The organism is Candidatus Poriferisodalis sp. (assembly GCF_965204125.1).
Classification (GTDB): Bacteria; Actinomycetota; Acidimicrobiia; order Acidimicrobiales; family Poriferisodalaceae; genus Poriferisodalis.
This window is the reverse complement of the sequence record NZ_OZ241968.1, coordinates 3,152,125-3,170,585: the sequence shown is the minus strand read 5'-3', so window position 1 is coordinate 3,170,585 and position 18,461 is coordinate 3,152,125. Positions and strand designations below refer to the sequence as shown.

The 18,461-nt window shown below is 68.2% G+C and carries 15 protein-coding genes; 6 read left to right on the top strand and 9 right to left on the bottom strand.

Annotation, left to right across the window (positions count from 1 at the left end; all coding sequences use genetic code 11):
* Positions 1-68 precede the first annotated feature (68 nt).
* Entirely contained in the window at positions 69-1,241 is a 1,173-nt protein-coding gene (locus ACOGXD_RS14615) for an LLM class flavin-dependent oxidoreductase (RefSeq protein WP_419915748.1), read from the bottom strand.
* A gap of 206 nt (positions 1,242-1,447) precedes the next feature.
* On the opposite strand from ACOGXD_RS14615, the gene ACOGXD_RS14610 reads away from it, so the two are divergent.
* Genes ACOGXD_RS14610 through ACOGXD_RS14585 form a run of 6 tightly spaced genes read left to right on the top strand, consistent with a single transcriptional unit; the run spans position 1,448 to position 8,214 of the window.
* Positions 1,448-2,668 carry a cytochrome P450 gene (locus ACOGXD_RS14610; protein WP_419915747.1) on the top strand — a complete coding sequence of 407 codons (1,221 nt, stop codon included), beginning with the start codon at positions 1,448-1,450 and terminating at the stop codon, positions 2,666-2,668.
* 34 nt (positions 2,669-2,702) lie between these two features.
* Positions 2,703-3,590 (top strand): LLM class F420-dependent oxidoreductase, encoded by an 888-nt coding sequence (locus ACOGXD_RS14605; protein WP_419915746.1) that lies wholly within the window; start codon positions 2,703-2,705, stop codon positions 3,588-3,590.
* 43 nt (positions 3,591-3,633) lie between these two features.
* Entirely contained in the window at positions 3,634-5,295 is a 1,662-nt protein-coding gene (locus tag ACOGXD_RS14600; protein WP_419915745.1) for an amidohydrolase, read from the top strand.
* 47 nt (positions 5,296-5,342) lie between these two features.
* A complete protein-coding gene (locus ACOGXD_RS14595) occupies positions 5,343-6,086 on the top strand; it encodes an SDR family NAD(P)-dependent oxidoreductase (RefSeq protein ID WP_419915744.1) in 744 nt (247 codons plus the stop codon).
* Positions 6,083-7,165, top strand: coding sequence for a DUF1295 domain-containing protein (locus ACOGXD_RS14590; protein ID WP_419915743.1), 1,083 nt, complete (start codon positions 6,083-6,085; stop codon positions 7,163-7,165). Before ACOGXD_RS14595 ends, ACOGXD_RS14590 begins: the two co-directional genes overlap by 4 nt.
* A 5-nt stretch (positions 7,166-7,170) precedes the next feature.
* Positions 7,171-8,214 (top strand): CobW family GTP-binding protein, encoded by a 1,044-nt coding sequence (locus ACOGXD_RS14585; protein WP_419915742.1) that lies wholly within the window; start codon positions 7,171-7,173, stop codon positions 8,212-8,214.
* A gap of 29 nt (positions 8,215-8,243) precedes the next feature.
* Here ACOGXD_RS14585 and ACOGXD_RS14580 read toward each other — a convergent pair whose 3' ends face one another.
* The 8 genes from ACOGXD_RS14580 to ACOGXD_RS14545 form a co-directional block, all read right to left on the bottom strand.
* The gene (locus tag ACOGXD_RS14580) at positions 8,244-9,146 is read right to left on the bottom strand and encodes a VOC family protein (RefSeq protein ID WP_419915741.1); all 903 of its coding nucleotides are present in this window, start codon (positions 9,144-9,146) and stop codon (positions 8,244-8,246) included.
* Positions 9,143-11,506, bottom strand: a complete 2,364-nt coding sequence (locus ACOGXD_RS14575) for a xanthine dehydrogenase family protein molybdopterin-binding subunit (protein WP_419915740.1) — start codon at positions 11,504-11,506, stop codon at positions 9,143-9,145. Before ACOGXD_RS14575 ends, ACOGXD_RS14580 begins: the two co-directional genes overlap by 4 nt.
* Positions 11,503-13,014, bottom strand: a complete 1,512-nt coding sequence (locus ACOGXD_RS14570; RefSeq protein WP_419915739.1) for an FAD binding domain-containing protein — start codon at positions 13,012-13,014, stop codon at positions 11,503-11,505. Before ACOGXD_RS14570 ends, ACOGXD_RS14575 begins: the two co-directional genes overlap by 4 nt.
* 43 nt (positions 13,015-13,057) lie before the next feature.
* Positions 13,058-14,728 carry a thiamine pyrophosphate-binding protein gene (locus ACOGXD_RS14565; protein WP_419915738.1) on the bottom strand — a complete coding sequence of 557 codons (1,671 nt, stop codon included), beginning with the start codon at positions 14,726-14,728 and terminating at the stop codon, positions 13,058-13,060.
* On the bottom strand, positions 14,725-15,474 hold the full coding sequence (locus ACOGXD_RS14560; protein ID WP_419915737.1) for a 3-oxoacyl-ACP reductase family protein: 750 nt from the start codon (positions 15,472-15,474) through the stop codon (positions 14,725-14,727). Before ACOGXD_RS14560 ends, ACOGXD_RS14565 begins: the two co-directional genes overlap by 4 nt.
* A gap of 24 nt (positions 15,475-15,498) precedes the next feature.
* Positions 15,499-16,008, bottom strand: coding sequence for a cupin domain-containing protein (locus ACOGXD_RS14555; RefSeq protein WP_419915736.1), 510 nt, complete (start codon positions 16,006-16,008; stop codon positions 15,499-15,501).
* Between the two features lie 50 nt (positions 16,009-16,058).
* Positions 16,059-17,258 carry a Rieske 2Fe-2S domain-containing protein gene (locus ACOGXD_RS14550; RefSeq protein WP_419915735.1) on the bottom strand — a complete coding sequence of 400 codons (1,200 nt, stop codon included), beginning with the start codon at positions 17,256-17,258 and terminating at the stop codon, positions 16,059-16,061.
* 70 nt (positions 17,259-17,328) lie between these two features.
* A complete protein-coding gene (locus tag ACOGXD_RS14545; RefSeq protein ID WP_419915734.1) occupies positions 17,329-18,429 on the bottom strand; it encodes an LLM class flavin-dependent oxidoreductase in 1,101 nt (366 codons plus the stop codon).
* Between the last annotated feature and the right edge of the window lie 32 nt (positions 18,430-18,461).

Below are 18,461 nucleotides of genomic sequence, written 5' to 3'. Positions count from 1 at the left end.
TCCGCAGTCAGATGTTCTCGTTGTTCGACGATCTCGTGGGTGACGGGGCCGATGGAACGGCTGAGGTCTCAGTCGGCGGCGGCCAAGGCAGTCTCGCCGGAGCCGTCAGCGTCTTCGATGTGACTCGAAACCGCATCGAGTTCGGCGACGCCCTGCTTGATCCGGGGGATGAGCTCGCGGCCGAAGTCGACGGCGTCGTTGAAGGGGTCGAAGCCCCGGATCAGCACGTAGCCCACATCGCTCACGCCGCCGCCCACCGGTATTCCGAGCCGGTAGTAGCGCAGGATCGCATCGGCCACCTGCTCGGGCGTGCCGACGAGGCACGAGGTGTTGCCGGGAGCGCCGGTGGCTTCTGCGATCTTGAGCCACAGCCGTTCGTCGTGCACGTCGCTCGCGGCGGCATAGCCCAGCATCCGCTCGCCGCCATGGTCGTAGGGCTTGCCCCGGTGGCTGCCCGCCACCGTCAGCTTGTCGGTGCCGGCAGCCTCGATGCCGCTCAGAATGCGATGAGCCCGATCCCATGCCTCTCCCTCGGTGTCGCCGAGGATGGGCCGGACGCTGACCGAGAATCGTGGCGTGCGCCCGTAGGCAGCGGCCCGGCGGCGGAAGTCGTCGAACCGCTCGGCGACCGCGGCGCGTGGCTCTGCGTAGATGGCGTACACGTCACAACGTTGTGCCCCCATTTCCAGCGCTTCCTCGCTGGATCCCCCGAAGAAGACGGGCGGCGACGGCTGCTGCAGCGGCTGTACATCGGCACGCACGTTGCTGAACCGGTAGTACGGCCCGTCGTGGTCGAACGGCTCGGTTGACGTCCAGGTACGGCGCATCACGTCGATGTACTCGCCGGCACGGGCATAGCGTTCGGCTTTCGGCAGGTAGTCGCCGTCGCGCTGATTGTCCTTGTCGCTGGCCCCGGCGATGATGTGCAGTGCGAAGCGTCCGCCGCTGAGCTGGTCGAACGTGGCCGCCTTGCGCGCCGCCAGCGTGGGGGCCACGAAGCCCGGCCGGTGCGCCACGAGGTAGCCGAGCCGCTCGGTCACCGAGGCTGCGTGGGTTGCGACCGACCATCCGTCTGCCGAAGTGGAGGTGTAGCCCACCAGCACCAGGTCGAAGCCGGCCTCGTCGTGTGCACGGCTGAAGTCCTCGAGGAACTGGCGAGATAGCCCACCCTCGATGACGTGCACGGTCGAGTCGTCCTTGGGCGGCGATACGCCGATCATCCCGATGATGTCGAGCGGCACGTCACCACGGTACGCGCCGTGCTGAACCGACGCAGCGGCCGTGCGTTATGCCGCGCGCGAGAGCGGGACGCCCCATAGGTCCCCCGGGATCTCCGGCGCAAGGAACCGCGAGCGGAATACCATCGATACCCGTGCGGATCGCCGGCAGCGTCCGTGCGTACCGTCACGATTCCGCGGCGGTTGCCAGGAGTGGAGCGCCGACCGACATGTCAGAACGACCACCTGTCACCGACTGGGCAACAGACTTCGACCATCTCAGCGAGGAGTGGGCCGCGAATGGACCTGAGATCCTGGCCGACCTGCGCGAGCGCTGCCCGGTCGCCCAGACCGAGCGCTTCTACGGCGCGTACCTGGTGACCCGTCACGACGACATCGTCGAGACCGCCCGTGCCACCGAGACGTTCTCGAATTGCATCACGGCGGTCAACACCAACCACCCGGACAACATCAAGCTGGATCTGTCTCCGATCACGCTGGATCCGCCCGAGCACGGCCCGGTGCGCCGGCCGCTGCTGCCGTCGTTCAGCCCGAAGGCCACCGATGAGCTGGAGCCGACCGTCGTCGCCATGGCCGAGCGGCTGCTGGACGACATGGGCGATCGCAAGCTGGTGGACGGCGCCCTCGACTTCGCACAGCTGCTGCCCGTCGAGGTCATGGGCCACCTGTTCGGGGTCTCAGCAGAGATGGGTCCGACATTCCGGCAATGGGTGGACGGGATGCTCAAGGAGGGCCAGATCGACCTGGACATCGCCCGCAAAGCCGCTAGCGAAGTGCAGCAGTTCTTCGCGGCCCAACTGGCGGATCGTGAAGCAATGGGCGACGACGCGCCCGACGACCTGGTGACCATGGTGCTGAACGCCGAAGCTGAGCTGGGCGACGGCAGCACCCGCCCGTTCGGGCGCAAGGAGCGCATCGGCGCGCTGTTCGTGCTGATGCTCGGCGGCATCGACACGACGTGGTCGACGCTGGGTTCCATGTTGTTCCATCTCGGTTCGCACCCGGACGACCTCAAGCGGCTGGTGAACGAGCCTGAGCTGATGCCCACGGCCATCGAGGAGTTCCTGCGCTACTACAGCCCGGTCACGATTGCCCGGTACATCACCGAGGATGCCGACATCGCGGGCTGCCCGGTGTCGGGCGGCCGCCGGGTGCTGCTGTCGTACCCGTCGGCGAATCGCGACCCGGACTACTTCGAGAATCCCGACGAGTTGATCCTGGACCGCCAGAACAACCGGCACATGGCGTTCGGGGTGGGAGTACACCGGTGCCTGGGCTCGAACTTGGCGCGCATGGAGCTGCGAGTGGGGCTCACTGCCTGGCTGGAGCGCTACCCGAACTTCGAGCTGGCCGTCGAGCCCGATGAGGTGAAGTGGTCGGTGGGTCCGATCCGCGGCCCCCGCAGCGTGCCCATCCGGATTCTCGACTGAGCTGGCGAAGCAACAAGCCCATGAAGTGCGGCCCATGAAGCTCGGCGCCGTCCTGCCGACGTGCGAGATCGGCTCGGACCCGCTCGCCCTGCGCGACTGGGCGCAGGCCGCCGAATCGCTCGGCTTTTCCCACATCGTGACCTATGACCATGTGCTCGGTGCCGAGCACGCCGGACGAGAGCCGGCTTTCTGGGGCCCCTACACCGAGCACGACGACTTCCATGAGCCGTTCGTGCTCTTCGGCTACCTGGCCGGTGTCACCAGCACGATCGAGTTCGAGACCGGCATCATCATCCTGCCGCAGCGACAGGCTGCACTGGTGGCCAAGCAGGCGGCCGAAGTCGACGTGCTGTCGGGCGGGCGCTTCCGCCTGGGCGTGGGCTCGGGCTGGAACTACATCGAGTACGAGTCGCTCGGCGCCGACTGGGAGCGGCGCGGCGCGCTGCTGGACGACCAGATCGCGGTCATCCGGGCGCTGTGGGACAACGACGTCATCGACTACGCCAGCGAGTTCCACCGCATCGACCGGGCGGGCATCCAGCCCCGCCCTGCACGGCGCATCCCGATCTGGTTCGGCGGCTACACGCCGGCAGCCCTGCGGCGCGCTGCGCGCCTGGGCGACGGCTTCACCTTCGGCGACTCGGGGCCCGACACCGTCGCGTTGGCCGACCGGCTGCGGGAGTTGCTCGCCGAACAGGGACGCGATCCGGCTGGGTTCGCCTTGGAGGGCGAGGCCAACTTCGGCATCGGTCCTGAACGATGGACAGCGCTGGTGGATGAGTCTCGGTCGGCGGGCTTCAGCCACTTCTCCATCAACTGCCAGAGCACCACGTGCGAGTGGGGCGGCAATCCGGCTGCCAACTTGCAGAGCACGGCCGAGCACATCGCCGCACTGGAGACCTTCATCTCGTCGGTGCGCTGAACTAGAACCGGGTGGGACGCCCACAGCACGAGCGGGGTGGCGCATGGAACAGATCACGGTGTACCCGGCGGCCCGGATCCACACGATGGATCCCGGCAGACCCCACGGCAGCGCCGTCGCCGTCGCAGACGGGCGCATCGTGTCGGTGGGCTCGATGGAGTCGATGCAGCCGTGGCTGCGGCGCTACCCCTACGACGTCGACGACCGCTACGCCGACAACGTCATCTTCCCGGGTTTCATCGACCCACACACTCACCTGCGGCTGAGCGGCACTTACATGGGGCTGCACTACGTGGGCCCGATCGACTCGGCCTCGCCGACCGGAATACGCAAGGGGCTGCCGAGTCGTGACGCCGTGCTGCATCAGCTCCGGGCGCTGGCCGCCGAGCATGCCGATCCCAGCGAACCCCTCACGGCCTGGGGTTACGACCCCGCCAGCCAGAACGGTCACCTCGACCGTGACATGCTCGACGAGATCAGCGACACCGTGCCGCTGTGGGTGTGCGCCTACGCGCCGCACATCGTCTACGCGAACTCGCCGATGCTCGAGCTGATCGGCGTCGACGACGACTCGATTGGGCACGGCTTAGGCCGCTTCGCCGACGGCCGGCTGAACGGCTGGTTCGTGGAGACCGAGGCGACCGCGCGGGCCAACCGGCCAGTTGCGGCGTCGATCTTCGGGCCGGGCACCGGCCGGACTGCCATTGACCGCATGGGGGCGGTGGCCTGCGCTGCCGGGGTCACCACCACGGCCGATCTGGTGTGGGGGATGGCCGACGGGTTCGAACCCGAATGGGACGACCACGCAGCGGCCATCGCCGAGGGCACGTTTCCGCTACGCATCTACATGATCCCCTTCGAGCCGAAACTGGTGCGCACCTACGGCACCGAGATGCTCGACTTCCTGGCTTCCAAGCGAGCCGAGGGCGACGACCGCCTCAACACCCACGGCGTGAAGTACGTGAACGACGGCTCGTACCCGTCGATGACGCTGGTGATGAACTCGCCCGGATACCTCGACGAAGACACCGCCCACACCGGCGAGGTTCCATGGGAGGACATGGTGGAGCGCATGCGGCCGTTCTGGCAGGCGGGCGTGCAGATCCACTCCCACGCCAACGGCGACCGCACGGTCGACATGACGCTCGACACGCTCGCTGCGCTGCAGGCCGAACAGCCGCGATTCGACCACCGCTTCACCATCGAGCACTACTGCATCTCGACACCGGCGCAGGCGAAGCGCCTGGCGGCGCTGGGCGGGCTGGCCAGCGTGAACATCTACTTCGTGCACTTCCGTGCGCAACTGCACGCCGATCACGGGTTCGGTCCTGACCGCAGCGAGGCCACGGCCCGGCTGGGCTCGCTGGAGCGGGCCGGTGCCACGTTCGCGCTGCACAGCGACTTCAACCTCGTCGTCACGCCGCTGTCGCCGCTGTTGGCCGTGTGGTGTGCGGTCAACCGGGTGGGCGCCGACGGTGAGACCGTCATGGCGCCAGGGGAGCGGATCTCGGTGGATCGGGCGCTGCGTGCAGTCACCATCGACGCAGCCCACGTGCTGGCCCGCGACGACCGGTTGGGGTCGATCGAGGCCGGCAAGCTGGCCGACTTCACCGTGCTCGACGACGATCCCTACGAGGTCGACCCGCTGGCGCTGCGGGACATCGACGTGGTGGACACGGTGCTCGGAGGCGAGCCGACCTCGTGAGGCGACGCCAGCGTTCCCTGCCGGACAGATATGGGGCATGGGCCGTGGTGGCCGGCGCTTCTGAGGGACTCGGCGCGGCGTTCGCAGCAGAGCTGGCAGCACGGGGCATGAACCTGGTGCTGGTGGCACGCCGGGGTCACCTGCTCGCCGAAGTCGCCGGGGAGCTCACTGAGGCTCACGGCATCGAGGTTCGCTGCGTCGTGGCCGATCTGGCTGATCCGGCCTTCGTCGAGCAGCTCGCAACGGCAGCCAGCGGCCTGGACGTGGGAGTCGTGATCTACAACGCGGCATTCGCGCCGTTGGGCCCGTTCCTGGACAATTCCGAATTCGGGATCACCCGAGCGGTGGATGTCAATGTGCGCGGCCCGATGCTGGCAGTGCGGGTGCTGGCTCCGGCGATGTGCGATCGGGGGCGGGGAGCCGTGGTTCTGATGTCCTCGCTGTCGGGCCTCCAGGGGACGCCCCATATCGCCGTCTATGCAGCGAGCAAGGCCTTCAACACTCACCTCGCCGAGAGCCTGTGGTACGAGCTTCGGTCGAGCGGTATCGATGTGGTTGCCTGCTGCGCCGGGGCCATGCCTACCCCGGGATACCAGAAGAACTTCGGCAAGAAGGTGCCCGGCATGCTGAGTCCCCAGGAGGCCGCTCGTCAGACCCTCGATGCGCTCAGCCGGGGGCCTCGCTTCGTGCCGGGATTCGTCAACCGCATGACAGCGGTGCTCATGGGGCGGCTGCTGAGCCGCCGCAGCGCCGTGCGCGTCATCGGCAGGAGCACGAGAGACGTGACGTGATCGACTTCTTGGCGGGCTTCTTCGCCCCGTGGGCCGCCTTTGCCGTCATCGGCGTGCTGCACCTCGTGCTTCCGGCGCGGCGTGTGACCGGCTACGCGCGCCACGAACGCAGCGGCGAAGCGCTGAGCTACCGCATCAACGGCCTGCTGGTCTTCGCGGTCACCGTGGGGCTGTGGTGCGTCGCATGCGCCACCGGCGTCATTGCGTGGGACTGGCTGTGGCACCACCGCTGGTCGGGGGCTGCAGGTGCGGTGACGCTGGGGCTGCTGGCATCGGCTGCGGTGGTGCTGGGGGCACCGCCCGGGGGAAAGCGGCTGCTGGCTGAGCTCTATCTCGGTCGCCGGGCCAACCCGCAGCCGTTCGGCGGCCGCGCCGACGCCAAGATGTACCTGTACCTGGCGGGCGCGACGCTGCTCGAGCTCAACCTGCTCTCGTTTGCCGCCCATCACGTCGAGACGTACCCCGATGACGTGTCACCGGGAGTCGTGCTGTATGTGGTGCTGTTCAGCTGGTTCGTGTGCGACTACCTGTTCTTCGAGCACGTCCACCTGTACACCTATGACCTCTTCGCGGAACGGGTGGGGTTCAAGCTCGTGTGGGGCTGCCTGTGCTGGTACCCGTACTTCTACGCCGTCGGGCTGTGGGCGGTGGCAGATCGCCCGAATCCGCATGCACCTGCCTGGCTGGCGGTGCTCGCCGCCGTCGTGTTCCTGTTCGGATGGACGCTGGCGCGCGGATCGAACATGCAGAAGTACAGCTTCAAGCGAAATCCCGAGCGGTCATTCCTGGGGCTGGCTCCCCGGGCGCTGTCCGACGGCGAGCGCCAAGTGCTCGCCAGCGGATTCTGGGGTCTGTCTCGGCACGTCAACTACTTGGGCGAGATCGCGATGGCGACCGGGCTCGCGCTAGCCCTGGGTTGGCCTGCGGTGGTCTGGCCGTGGCTGTACCCGCTGTACTACGTGCTGCTGCTGGTGCCGCGTGAACGCGATGACGACCGGCGCTGCGCGGCCAAGTACGGCGAGCTGTGGGAGCGGTACCGCAGCGAGGTGCCGTGGCGCATCGTGCCCCGGATCTACTGAGGCATATGAACACCGAAACGAACTCGGGCGATCCGGGGCTGCTGCGAGCGCAGCCCGGGGGCATCGACGAGTTCGACGCTGCGTGGCAGACCACAGTCGGCTCGATCGCAGCGGCACGGCGGCGGCCCGGCGACAGCGGTGCAGAAGACGTCGGCGTCACGGTGCTGACGGGCTTCCTCGGCAGCGGAAAGACCACGGTGCTGCGCCGGCTGCTGGCCGAACCTGCCGGGCTTCGCATCGCCGCGGTGGTGAACGACATCGGGCCCGTGAACATCGACGCTGCAGCTATTGAGGGGTTGCAGGTCGCGTCACGAACGCCTGATCGGGTCGAGCTCACCAACGGATGCGCCTGCTGTGCACTGGTAGACGACCTCGCTGAGACCTTGGAAGAGTTGGCTGGCGCCCGAATGAGCGATGCCATCGTGGTGGAAGCCAGCGGGGTCGCCGATCCCGCCACGCTGGCGCTGGCAGCCGAGGGGGCTGCGGGCTGCATGCTCGACGGTGTTGTTGCCGTGGTGGACGCGCAGCAGCTGGCTTCACAGTTGGGCGACTTGCGCGTCGGGCCCGCCGTACGTCGTCAGATCGACGTGGCTCACCTAGTGGTGCTGTCGAAGGTGGACCAAGTTGACGGCGACGAGGTTGCGGCTCTCACCGACCGACTCGGCCGGCTTGCGCCCGGCCGGATGGTCGTTCCCGCGGTGCACGGCCGCATCGACCCTCGGCTGCTGCTCGGCGCTGCTCTGCGTGGAGCGACCTTCCCAACCGACGTGAGCGATCACCCCTTCGACGTGGCAAGTGCTGTCGTGACGCCGGCAAGACCGTGGGAGGTGGCCGAAGTCGCCCGCTGGTTCGAATCATCACCGCCGGGCCTGATGCGGGCAAAAGGCTGGTTCTCCAGCTCTGACGGAGGCTGCCACGAGGTGCAGGCCGTAGCCAGGAGCTGGCGCATCGTGCCTGCCGCCAGCGCGCACGACCCGGCGATCGTGCTGATCTGCAGTTCCCAGGAAGCCGTCGACGGCGCAGCCGCTTCCCTGCAGCAGCTCGGTTAGCTGAGCAGCCAACTCAGCAGAACTGTCGGCTATTCGGGCGCTCCGGCCATGTGCTGGCGCATCTCGGGCGAAGGCGGGCCAGCCGTGCCCCAGCGGTCGGACAGCTCGGGCGTGCGGGGCCAGGTACGCGGCACCCACGTCGCCTCGTCGACTTGCTGGACTTCGGCGGTGATCTCGGGAACGGTGCCGGCGGGGTCGACGAAGTAGCCGAAAGCGTTGTTGCCCGGCCCGTGGCGTCCGGGACCCCAGCCCACGGTGTGTCCAGCGCGGTTGAGACGTCCCAGCGATGCCATGTAGGCGTCCAGCGATGGGACTTCGTACGCGACGTGGTTGAGCGAGGCCCACTCGGCCCGGTTGAACGCGATGGAGTGATGATCGGCGTTGCAGCGCAGGAACACCATCTGGCGCTCGCTCCAGTCGCTCACCCGGAAACCCAGCACGTCGCACCACCAGGTGCGCAGCGCTTCGATGTCTGCGGTATTGAGCACGACATGCGCGAGCTTGAACGGCGCGGCACCGGTGTCGAGCGGTTTGACCGCCTCCGTGCGGGCAGCCAGCTCGACAACACGCCCTTCTGGGTCCGCGATCCGGAATCCATAGCCGCCGCCGGCACGATCCAACTCGGCGGGCTCGCTCAGCAGTGCCACGTTGCGTTCTGCCAGCCCGGCTGCCGCAGCGTCGACGGCACGGTCGTCGGCGAGACCCAGGCCGATGTGGTCGATGCCGTTGCGATCTGCTCGATGCAGCTCGAGCACATGATGCTCTGGGCCTGTTGCCCGCAGCACGGCGGTGCCGTCATCGGAATCGGCGAGTCGCTGCAGCCCCCACGGCCCGGCGTAGTAGTCGACGCTCTCGTCGAACGCCGCGCAGCGCAGCGAGACATGGCGCAGATGGGTGATCGCCCACGATGCTGGCTTCGCGGCAGGGCTCATTGCCCACCCCGTGTTTCATCCAGCGCGGCGAGCACGGTTTCCGGAGTCAGGGGCATGGACGTGACGCGGGCACCAGTCGCGTCGGCGACGGCGTTCGCGATGGCCGATGCGATCGGCAGCATCGCTCCCTCGCCGAGGCCTTTCGAGCCGAACGGTCCCGGGCCGTGGCCCTGCTCCTGGGTGATCGACACGAACTCCGCTGGAAGGTCGCTGGCCCGTGGCACCCGGTAGTCGACGAGCCTGCCGTTGGTCAAGTCGGGGCCGTCGAAGCGCATGGTCTCGAACAGGGCACCGCCTAGCCCCATGATCGCCGCGCCCTCGTCCTGCCCCCGGCAGGCGCCCTCGTGCAACACAGCCCCGGCATCACCCGAGACCACTAGGCGGTGCACCGTGACAGCGCCGGTCTCGGCGTCCACCGACACCTCCGCAGCGCCCCAGCCGTACTCCCACGACACGCACGGCGATTCCAGCGGGGCCCGGTGGTCTGTGGGCGCTTTGAAGAAACCCTCGCCGGTGAACTCGTAACCGGTGCCGCCGTAGAAGCCCATGACCAAGGGCGCGAGCGGGCGGCGCTCGGGCTCACCCGAGCCGTCGGGAGGTGTCACGATCACGAAACCGTCCCGGAAATCGACCTGCTCGACCGGGACGTCCAAGGCCGTGGCGGAGAACTGCAGGACACGCAGCCGGGCTGCCTCAGCGGCCTTCTGCACCGCCTGTCCCATCACAGAGATCGCCGACGATGCGTTGGTGCCCTGGTCGAAGGGCGTGTGGTCGGTGTCGATGTCTGACCAGTGGACCCGCTCGCGGCTCACGCCGAGCACGCGTGCAGCAACTTCCCGCAGGGCGGTCTGTGCGCCTTGGCCCATCTCGACCGTGCCGCACTGCACCCAGGCGTCGCCCGAAGTGGCCACCTTCACCCGGGCCTGTGCCGGCTTGTTCACCCCGCCCGAGTCCTTGAAGCCCACCGCCACACCGCGACCCCGTCCCACCGGACGTGGGCCGTCCATCCCGATGTGCGACGCCACCAGATCGAGGCCTTCGATGAGATCGGAGTCCATGGCCGACTCGCCCGGCACGTACGACTCGCCGAGACCGATCAGGTTGCGACGGCGCAACTCCACCGGGTCCATGCCGAGCCTCGCCGCGATCATGTCGATCTGGCTCTCGCAGGCGAAGTTGGCCTGCGTGCCTCCGAAGCCCCGGAACGGTCCGGCCGGCGTGGTGTTGGTGAGCACTGCATCGGTGACCGAGCGGATGTGCTGCCAGCGGTACGGCCCAGCGACCCGGTAGCCGGCCTTCTCGGCCACCAGCGGGCTGGCATCCGCGTATGCGCCGGCGTCGAGCAGCACTTCGGCGTCGCGGGCCACCAGCGTGCCGTCGGCCATGACGCCGGTGCGAAGCGTCAGGCGGGCATTGTGCTGGCGCATCGTCCAGAAGCCTTCGTCGAGCGTCAGGCAATAGCGCACCGGCGCGCCAGCCTTGAGCGCCAGCAGCGCTGCGATGGGCTCGGTCTTGCAGCCGTTCTTGGCCCCGAAGCCGCCGCCGAGATAGCCGACGTGCATGCGTACCCGCTGCTCGCCGATGCCCAATAGGCGGGCCATCTCCTTGCGAACCGGGAAGGGGTTCTGGCAGCTCGACCACAGCTCCAGCCGGCTGTCGTCGCCGGTCACCTGCGCCGACCACCTGGCCACGGCCACGAAGGGTTCGAGGTGGAGATGCTGCTGGCGGCCGTCGAACGCGAAGACGTCAGTGAAGACGTGGTCGCAGCCCTCGAAGGCTGCCGGGTCACCGGTCTCGTAGCCGAAGCGGTAACAGACATTGGGGCGCGGCCTGGCACCGCCGCTTGCACCCTGTCCGTAGGCGGGCGTCATCCCCAGCGGCGCTTCGGGGAAGATCTCCGACGCCCCATCTGCGAGCGCTTCGTCGAAGTTGGTGACCGCCGGCAGCGGCTCGTAGGTGACGTGCACCAGCGAGAGCGCCCGGGCCGCATCGAGCTCGGTCTCGGCGGCGATGGCGACCACCGGGTCGCCGATGCAGCGCACGCGCTCGAGCGCCAAGATCGGCTGGTCCTTGATGAAGTAGCCGTAGCTGTGCGCTGCGACGAGTGGCGCATCCGATGGGCGGTGCTGGAGGTCAGCGGAGGCCCAGCGGCCACGGTGCTCGCCGTCGAGCAGGTCACGGCGGGTGAGCACGGCCCGCACACCGGGGGCCTGCTCGGCGGCGGCCGTGTCGATGTGGGCGACGAGCGCATGGGCATGGGGAGAGCGGAGCACTTTCGCGTGCAGCATCCCGGCGAGCGCGACATCAACGGCGTACGGAGCTGTGCCGGTGACCTTCAGCGACGCGTCCGACCGGTTCATGTCGCCGGTTCGGGGTGTGCGTCGGTCCGGTCACGCAGTGCAGCCCCCGCCGCCTCGACCGCTTCGATCACCATCAGGTAGCCGGTGCAGCGGCACACATTCGAGTCGAGCCAGTCCACCATCGTGCTGCGGTCGGGATCCGGATGGTGCGCCAGCAAGGAGCTGGCCGTGAGGATCAGGCCAGGTGTGCAGTAGCCGCACTGGAATGCGCTGGTCTCGGCGAACGCATGCTGCACCTCGCGCACGACGGCGGGAAGGCTCTCGGTCGGCTTGACGACGGCGCCCTCGTTGGCCGCCTCGATCGTGTGAATGTCGCACCCGGCGGCCTGCCAAGCGAACGTGGAGCACGACGCCGTGGGCAGACCGTCGACCAGCACCGTGCAGGCACCGCAGACGGCCTGATCGCAGCCGACGCGAGTGCCACGGAGGCCGGCCCGGGAGCGGATCGTGTCAACCAGCATCTCCGAGACCGGTGCAGCAGCCTCGAATGGGCTGCCGTTCAAGTGCATCTGAAGATCCACTGAGCCGGCGTTGCCGGCCGTATGACCGTCGCCTCGTCGTGTTGTCGCTTGGCCGGGTTGCCCTGTCGGCGCCGCGCTCTCACGCCGGGCATCGTCGCCGGGAGACAGTTGTCCGGCATCATCGCCGGGGCTCGCTGGCGCACCTGCTGCGTGCGCTTGCACGCAGCGCTCGATGAGTACCTCGATCACGCGGCGCCGGTATCCGGATGAGGCATTGGCGTCATCCAGCGGCTCGCCGAGCAAGTCCAATGCTGCACGCACGGCGTCGAGATCGACAGTTCCATCGGTGCCGTGGGCACCGTCGGCTCTCTCAGCGCTGTTGGCATCGAACTCGAGTTCGATGATCTCGACGTTGCGATACGCGCAGCCGATGGCGGTGTACCGATCGCCGACGGCCACCGAGGCGACCGGCTTGAGCGATCGGTCGTACACGACACGGCCTTCAAGCGGCACCTCGCAGCCCACCAGCAGCCTGCCCGCGGCCCGATCGGCCACCGAGCAGCGCTGCTCGGTGCCGCCGGGGTCGAGGAAGATCAGCTCGGCGCCTGCCGCTGCAAGGATCGGTGCCGCGTCGTAGCCGGCGTCAAGCGACATGAGGTTGCCGCCGACGGTGCCGGCGGTGCGGATGCGTATGTTGCCGATCGTTCGCCACGCGGCAGCCAGATCAGGCCGATGGGCACGCACGAGCGCGTCGGATTCGATGCCGGCGTGCGTGACTGCCGCCCCGATGAACAGCGCGCCGTCACGCAGCGAGATCTCGGTGAGCGTCTCGAGGCCACCTAGCGGCACCATGGACTCGGTCGATTCGCCGTTCCGCAGGCGCTGAGCAACGTCGATGCCGCCCGCGTGTGCCCACGCCCCGTTTGCTACGCCGGCCGCCGCGTCGGCCAGCGACGCCGGCCGGGTCAGCGTGAACGGTTCGATACCCAGGTGGCTACGCGAGATCAGCCCGCTCGATGACGGACCCGCTGAGGATCCTGGCTCCACGCTCACCGCAGCTTGTCCCGACATCTGTCGGTTGCGCGAGTGGTCATCGGTCCACCGAAGGCATCTCGACCGGCGGCACGAACGGCACCGGCATCGGTCCGAGTGCCTCGCAGTCCACCCGGATCAACTGCGGGCTTCCCGCATTCATGGCTGCCTCGAACGCACGGGCGAAGTCGTCAGGCGTTAACGCATCGGAATAGCCCATGTCGAATGCCGTTGCTGCCGAAGCAAGATCAGGGGCCAACAGATCGACGCCCGAGCGCCGGCCGAGGTGTCGGTCCTGCGTGTTGCGCAGCACGCCGTAGCCGCGGTCGTCGAAGACCACGACTGTGACCGGCAGGTTCTCCTGGGCGAGGGTGGCCAGCTCGCCGAGCTGCGGCGCAAGACCGCCGTCGCCGACCATCACCATGGTCGGCTCAGTGGGACGGGCGACTGCGGCGCCGATCGACATTCCCACAGCCTGACCGATACCGCCGCCGCGGGGCACCACGTTGGTGGCGGGGTCGATGATCGGCAGCAGGCGGTTGCCCCACGAGCTGTTCGGGATGGTGATGTCGCGGACACGAGGTGCCCCATCGCTGAGCACGCTCGTCATGATGTCGCAGATCTTCGAATAGGGCCCGATGTCGCGGCGCAGCTGCTCTCTGCACTGCTCTCGAGTAGCGGTGATTGCAGCGCTCCACGATGGTGTCGTCCGCGGCCGGCTGTTGGCGAGTCGTTGGCCGAGCGCATCGAGCACGACGCCGGCCTCGCCCACGATCCCGACATCGGCCGGGTACGCCCGCCCGACCGCAGCGGAGTCGACATCGATCTGGATGTGCACCGGCGGCATGGCGAGCCGGTAGCTGCGGGTCTCGTTGGAGCGGAAGTGCGTACCGACCGAGACCAGCAAGTCGGCCTCGGCCAGCAACTCGGCACCCGCCGCCGAAGCCGCGAAGTTGCCGATAACCCGGTCGTCGGTCTCGGGCAGCACGCCCCGACCGGCGTTGGAGGTGAACAGGCCGGCGCCGGTCTGTCGCAGCAGATCGTCGATCTGTTCCCCGCAGCCGACCGCACCGCCGCCCGCCCACACCAGCGGCCGTTCCGCAGTTGCGATGAGTTCGACGGCCCGATCCAGCGCGGCATCGTCAGATTCGGGCATTTCGACCGAACCTGACGAGAACGCCGCAGTGCCTCCCGTCTGTGGCTCGAACGGGGTCGTTTCGCCGTACTGCAGGTCGATCGGCCACTCCAGGCTGACCGGTCCACGCGGGTGACAGCCCAAACGACCGGCAGCCGCAGCGAAATTGGACAGCGCATCTGCTCCGATGGTTGCCGCGGACACCGAGCAGGCCTGCAGCAGCCCGAGCTGGTCCCGGGTCTCATGGATCACACCACGGCCGCGCCCTAGGTATTCGCTGGGAATCTGGCCGGTGACGTGGAGTACCGGCGTGCCCGCGGTCAGGGCCTCGACAAGTGCACCGGCTGCATTTGCTGCACCGGTGCCGGTGGAGGTGACTGCGCAGCCAGGTGTGCGGTTCACGCGGGCGTAGCCGTCGGCGGCGTTGACGGCTGCTGCCTCGCTGCGGGTGGGCACCCATCGCAGCTGATGCGTCAGGGCATCAACCAGCGGCAGGTTGTGCACGCTCACCACGCCGAACGCAGCCTCGACGTCGAGTGTCCTCAGCACCTCGACGAGCAAGTCGCCGCCGTTGCGAGCGGGTCCGTCACTCATGGCATCACGAAGCCGCCGTCAACGACGATGGTCTGACCGGTGATATAGCCGGCGTCTTCGGACAGCAGGAACGTGACTGCGCCAGTCACGTCCTCCGGCTGCTGGGGCCGGCTGATGGCCCGGTTGGCGGCGTACAGAGCATGTCGCTCCGCAGGGATCCTCTCGGCCGAGGGTCCTTCTGTCAGCCCTGGTGCCACAGCGTTCACGGTGATGCCGTGGTCTCCCAGTTCTCGTGCCATGGCCCGTGTCAGAGCGATAAGCGCTCCCTTCGAGGCGATGTAGTGCGCAAGCCGCGGCGATCCGTACAGCGCCGCATCCGAGGCGATGTTGACGATCCGGCCTTCGCCTGCGCCGATCATCTGCGGGGCGAGCGCCCGGCTCACCAGCCACGGCCCCCGAGCGTTGGTCGTGTGAATGCGGTCCCACTCGTCGGGCGTGATGTCCCAGAACGTCTTGCCGCCCACGGCGTCGGCCAGGCCGGCGTTGTTGACGACGCCCCAGAGGCCGCCGCTGCCCGAGACATGAGCTGCGAGATCGGCGACCGACGACTCGTCGCTCACATCGGTCGGGACGAACTCGGCAGCACCGCCGGCAGACCTGATGTCGCTCGTGACCCGCTCGCCGCGCTCGGGTACCTGCTCGGCCACGACAACCGACCCGCCCTCGGCTGCAATCGCACGCGCCATGGCTTCGCCGAGACCGCGCCCGGCGCCGGTGACGACGACGCGGCGACCGTGCAGGCTCATGCTGGAGCCGGTCGCGCTGACGATTCAGTCCCGCGTGATCCCCGCCATGGGGGAGTGCGGGGGATAGGTGGGCAGCTGGGGCTTCGATGCACCCAGCATGACGACGAACAGAGCGTCTGTTTTGCCCACATTGCGCAGCGATCGAGCAGTGCCCGCCGGGATCTTGATGAGATCGCGGTAGCCGAGCAGCCGGCTGGCGGAGTCATCGCCGTCGTGGATTGTTACCTCGAGCTCGCCTTCGAGCACGAAGAACGCTTCCTCCACGTCGTGGTGGGTGTGCTCAGGGCCTTCGGCGCCCGGCGGCAGCAGCATGTTGGAGAAGGTGAAGTGCTCGGCGGCCAGCGCCCGCTCGTCACCCTCGTGGTTGCCGGTGCCGCCCGAGCCGATGTAGCGGATCTGCGCGCGCCGGTACTGCGGGCCTGCCTTGGTCTGAAACGCCAAAGTGTCCCAGTCCTCGCGCCGGCTGTCGCGCATGGCGCACATGTCGTCGATCCGAGCCTCCAGCTCGGCAGCTCCGGCGGCGGTCTGGGTCATCGTTGGTGTCCTGTGGTGGTCGGCGGTCGCAGGTTACGTGAGGCCCGGCATCAGTCAGCCAGGGCAAGAGGTTCCGGGGGCGTCGGCTCGTCGAGGCCGAAACGCTGCCGTTGCGCCTCGAAGTCCGGCTCGAGCGCCCGACGCAGGTGCACCACGGGCCGGTCAGCCTGGGCGAGGTGCTCGTCGCGGCGGGCTTCCTCGACGGTGCGCAGGCCCTCCAGCATCTCCTTGTCTTGATTGAGCACGTGCAGGTGGGTGCCGCGCAGGCGCAGCCGGTACAGCGTCCGCCAGATACGACGCTCGCGGCCCGACACCGCACGGAATCGGGGAAAGTGCACGAGCGTCGCGGCATTGTCACGCGGGGTCAGGAATCCCAGGATCCGCAGCGGCGGACCGGGCCCGGCGCTGGGCGGCAGCGGGATGTCCAAGCGGACGTACGCAAGCTCGCCGGTGTGGATGTCGATCCAGTCGAAGTTGGTGCCCGCCTGGTCTCGCCGGCGGACCTCGAAGCCGTCGTCGTGATCGTCGACCACCACCCGGTCGTTGGTGATCCCCTCGTTGAGGGTGATCGAGCGGGCGTGCAGGAACGGCGCGTGCATCAGATCCACGAGGTTCTCGAGCGCCAGCAGCCAGTTCGCGCCCCATTCCACGGTTTCGGGAAACGTCGAGTAGCGCTCGTCGGTGAACTCAGGCGGAAGCTTGAGCGGGGCAGGCTCGTTCTCGCCGATCCACGCCCACAGATAGCCGGCCTGCTCACGGACGGGATAGCTCACGCTGACGCGGGTGCGCTCCGCCAGCGAGCAGGCGCCACCCTGGGACGGCACCGATATGCACTGGCCATCGCCGTCGAACCGCCAGTGGTGATACGCGCACTGCAACTGGCCGCCGACGACATCGCCGACCGACAGCCGGGCGCCCCGGTGCGGACACAGGTCGGCCATAAGTCGTACCGCGCCGTCACCGTCGCGCCACGCCACCAGGTCCTCGCCGAGTAGGCGTGTCGGCACCGGCTGGCTGCCGACCAGATCGGCCACACCCAGCAGGTACCAGCGATCCCGCAGTCCGAGACGGGGGTCGCCCTTGGGCAGTTCTGGGACCGGCGGCCAGATCGGCGGCCGTCGGGCCGCACGCCGCGCACCGATACCCGAATACTGGGAGATGCGGCGCCGACCGAGCTCAACCAGCGCCTCGGCCTCCGTTCGAAGCGTCCGAAGTGCTGGCGAAGTGGCCGCTCGCGGTGCCGACACCATGGCTTGTCACTGTATTCGTCCCAGTCGCCGGACTCGTCGGGCCGAGGCAGCACTCAGCGTTTGCGCAGGTTCAGTCTCCGGTGAGGTGTGCCACCCGTGGCATGACATCGTTGGCGAGCAGGTCCATCGAGCGGCGCCATGCCTCGGCAGACTCCGGTGTTTCGGAGTAGTCGAAGCAGAACAGCAGCAGGTGACCAAAGCCGCCGACGTCGGCGTACACCTTCTCGATGCTCTCGGCGACGGTCTGCGGCGAACCTACGAACCAGTTGTTGCGGGCGCAGTACTCCACGGTGACGACACCGTCCGCAGGCGGGTTGCGCTCGTCGATGAGGAACTTGTGGAAGTCGAAAGCGCCGAGCAGCGGGATGAAGTAATCGGTCATCATCCGGCCCATCATCCCGCCGTAGGACAGCTCCCAGGCCTCCTCGTCGGTCGGGGCGACGAAGACTTCGCGCACCATGCGCCAGTCGCTGCGGTGCGCCTCACGGCCCGCTCGCTTCGCCCCCGCCTCATAGGAGTCCCAGTGGCCACTGACGTACTGCGGATTCAGATTCAAGCTGAGGGGCAGCCAGCCCTTCTCGCCGGCCATCTCCAGCGTCGGCGAGGGCGAGTTCAGCCCGGCGACGCCGATCGGCGGGTGAGGTTGCTGCAAGGGCTTGAGGTGCTGCACGAGCTCCATGTCGGGCATGCCGTGGGGCACCGCGCCTTTCCAGTGTTTGCCTTCATGGGTCCAGCCCGGCTCTTGAGTCCACAGGTTCATGATGAACTCAACCGATTCCTGGGTCATCTCGCGGTTCTCGCCGGCCATGCCGTCCACCCCGAACATCTCCCAGTCGCTCGGGAGCCCGCTTGCGGCCACGCCGAAGTTCAGCCGGCCTTGCGAAATGTGGTCGAGCAGCGAGATGCGGTTCGCCAGCTCGGCCGGGTGGTAGTAGGGCATCAGGAAGCCGCCGGGGCCGATGCGGATGTACTTCGTGCGCTGCAATGCGGCGAGCGTCAGCAGGTCCGGCGCAGGATGCGGCTCCCACTTGGCCGCGTGATGCTCGCCGATCCAGGCTTCGCCGAAGCCGAACTCATCGGCCCACTCGATGACCTGAAGATCCCACTCCCATCCTTCGCGCAGGTCGCGCTCGGGCGGGTGGCTCGGCATGGTGAACAGTCCCAATTCCATCGTGGTCCCCTGTCAGTCTCAGCGGCGCCCAG

Coding starts and splice junctions, on each gene's coding strand:
- ACOGXD_RS14560 (WP_419915737.1), bottom strand. CDS start 15,474: ATGAGCCTGCACGGTCGCCGCGTCGTCGTCACCGGCGCCGGGCGCGGT.
- ACOGXD_RS14545 (WP_419915734.1), bottom strand. CDS start 18,429: ATGGAATTGGGACTGTTCACCATGCCGAGCCACCCGCCCGAGCGCGAC.
- ACOGXD_RS14555 (WP_419915736.1), bottom strand. CDS start 16,008: ATGACCCAGACCGCCGCCGGAGCTGCCGAGCTGGAGGCTCGGATCGAC.
- ACOGXD_RS14610 (WP_419915747.1), top strand. CDS start 1,448: ATGTCAGAACGACCACCTGTCACCGACTGGGCAACAGACTTCGACCAT.
- ACOGXD_RS14580 (WP_419915741.1), bottom strand. CDS start 9,146: ATGAGCCCTGCCGCGAAGCCAGCATCGTGGGCGATCACCCATCTGCGC.
- ACOGXD_RS14585 (WP_419915742.1), top strand. CDS start 7,171: ATGAACACCGAAACGAACTCGGGCGATCCGGGGCTGCTGCGAGCGCAG.
- ACOGXD_RS14550 (WP_419915735.1), bottom strand. CDS start 17,258: ATGGTGTCGGCACCGCGAGCGGCCACTTCGCCAGCACTTCGGACGCTT.
- ACOGXD_RS14605 (WP_419915746.1), top strand. CDS start 2,703: ATGAAGCTCGGCGCCGTCCTGCCGACGTGCGAGATCGGCTCGGACCCG.
- ACOGXD_RS14600 (WP_419915745.1), top strand. CDS start 3,634: ATGGAACAGATCACGGTGTACCCGGCGGCCCGGATCCACACGATGGAT.
- ACOGXD_RS14565 (WP_419915738.1), bottom strand. CDS start 14,728: ATGAGTGACGGACCCGCTCGCAACGGCGGCGACTTGCTCGTCGAGGTG.
- ACOGXD_RS14575 (WP_419915740.1), bottom strand. CDS start 11,506: ATGAACCGGTCGGACGCGTCGCTGAAGGTCACCGGCACAGCTCCGTAC.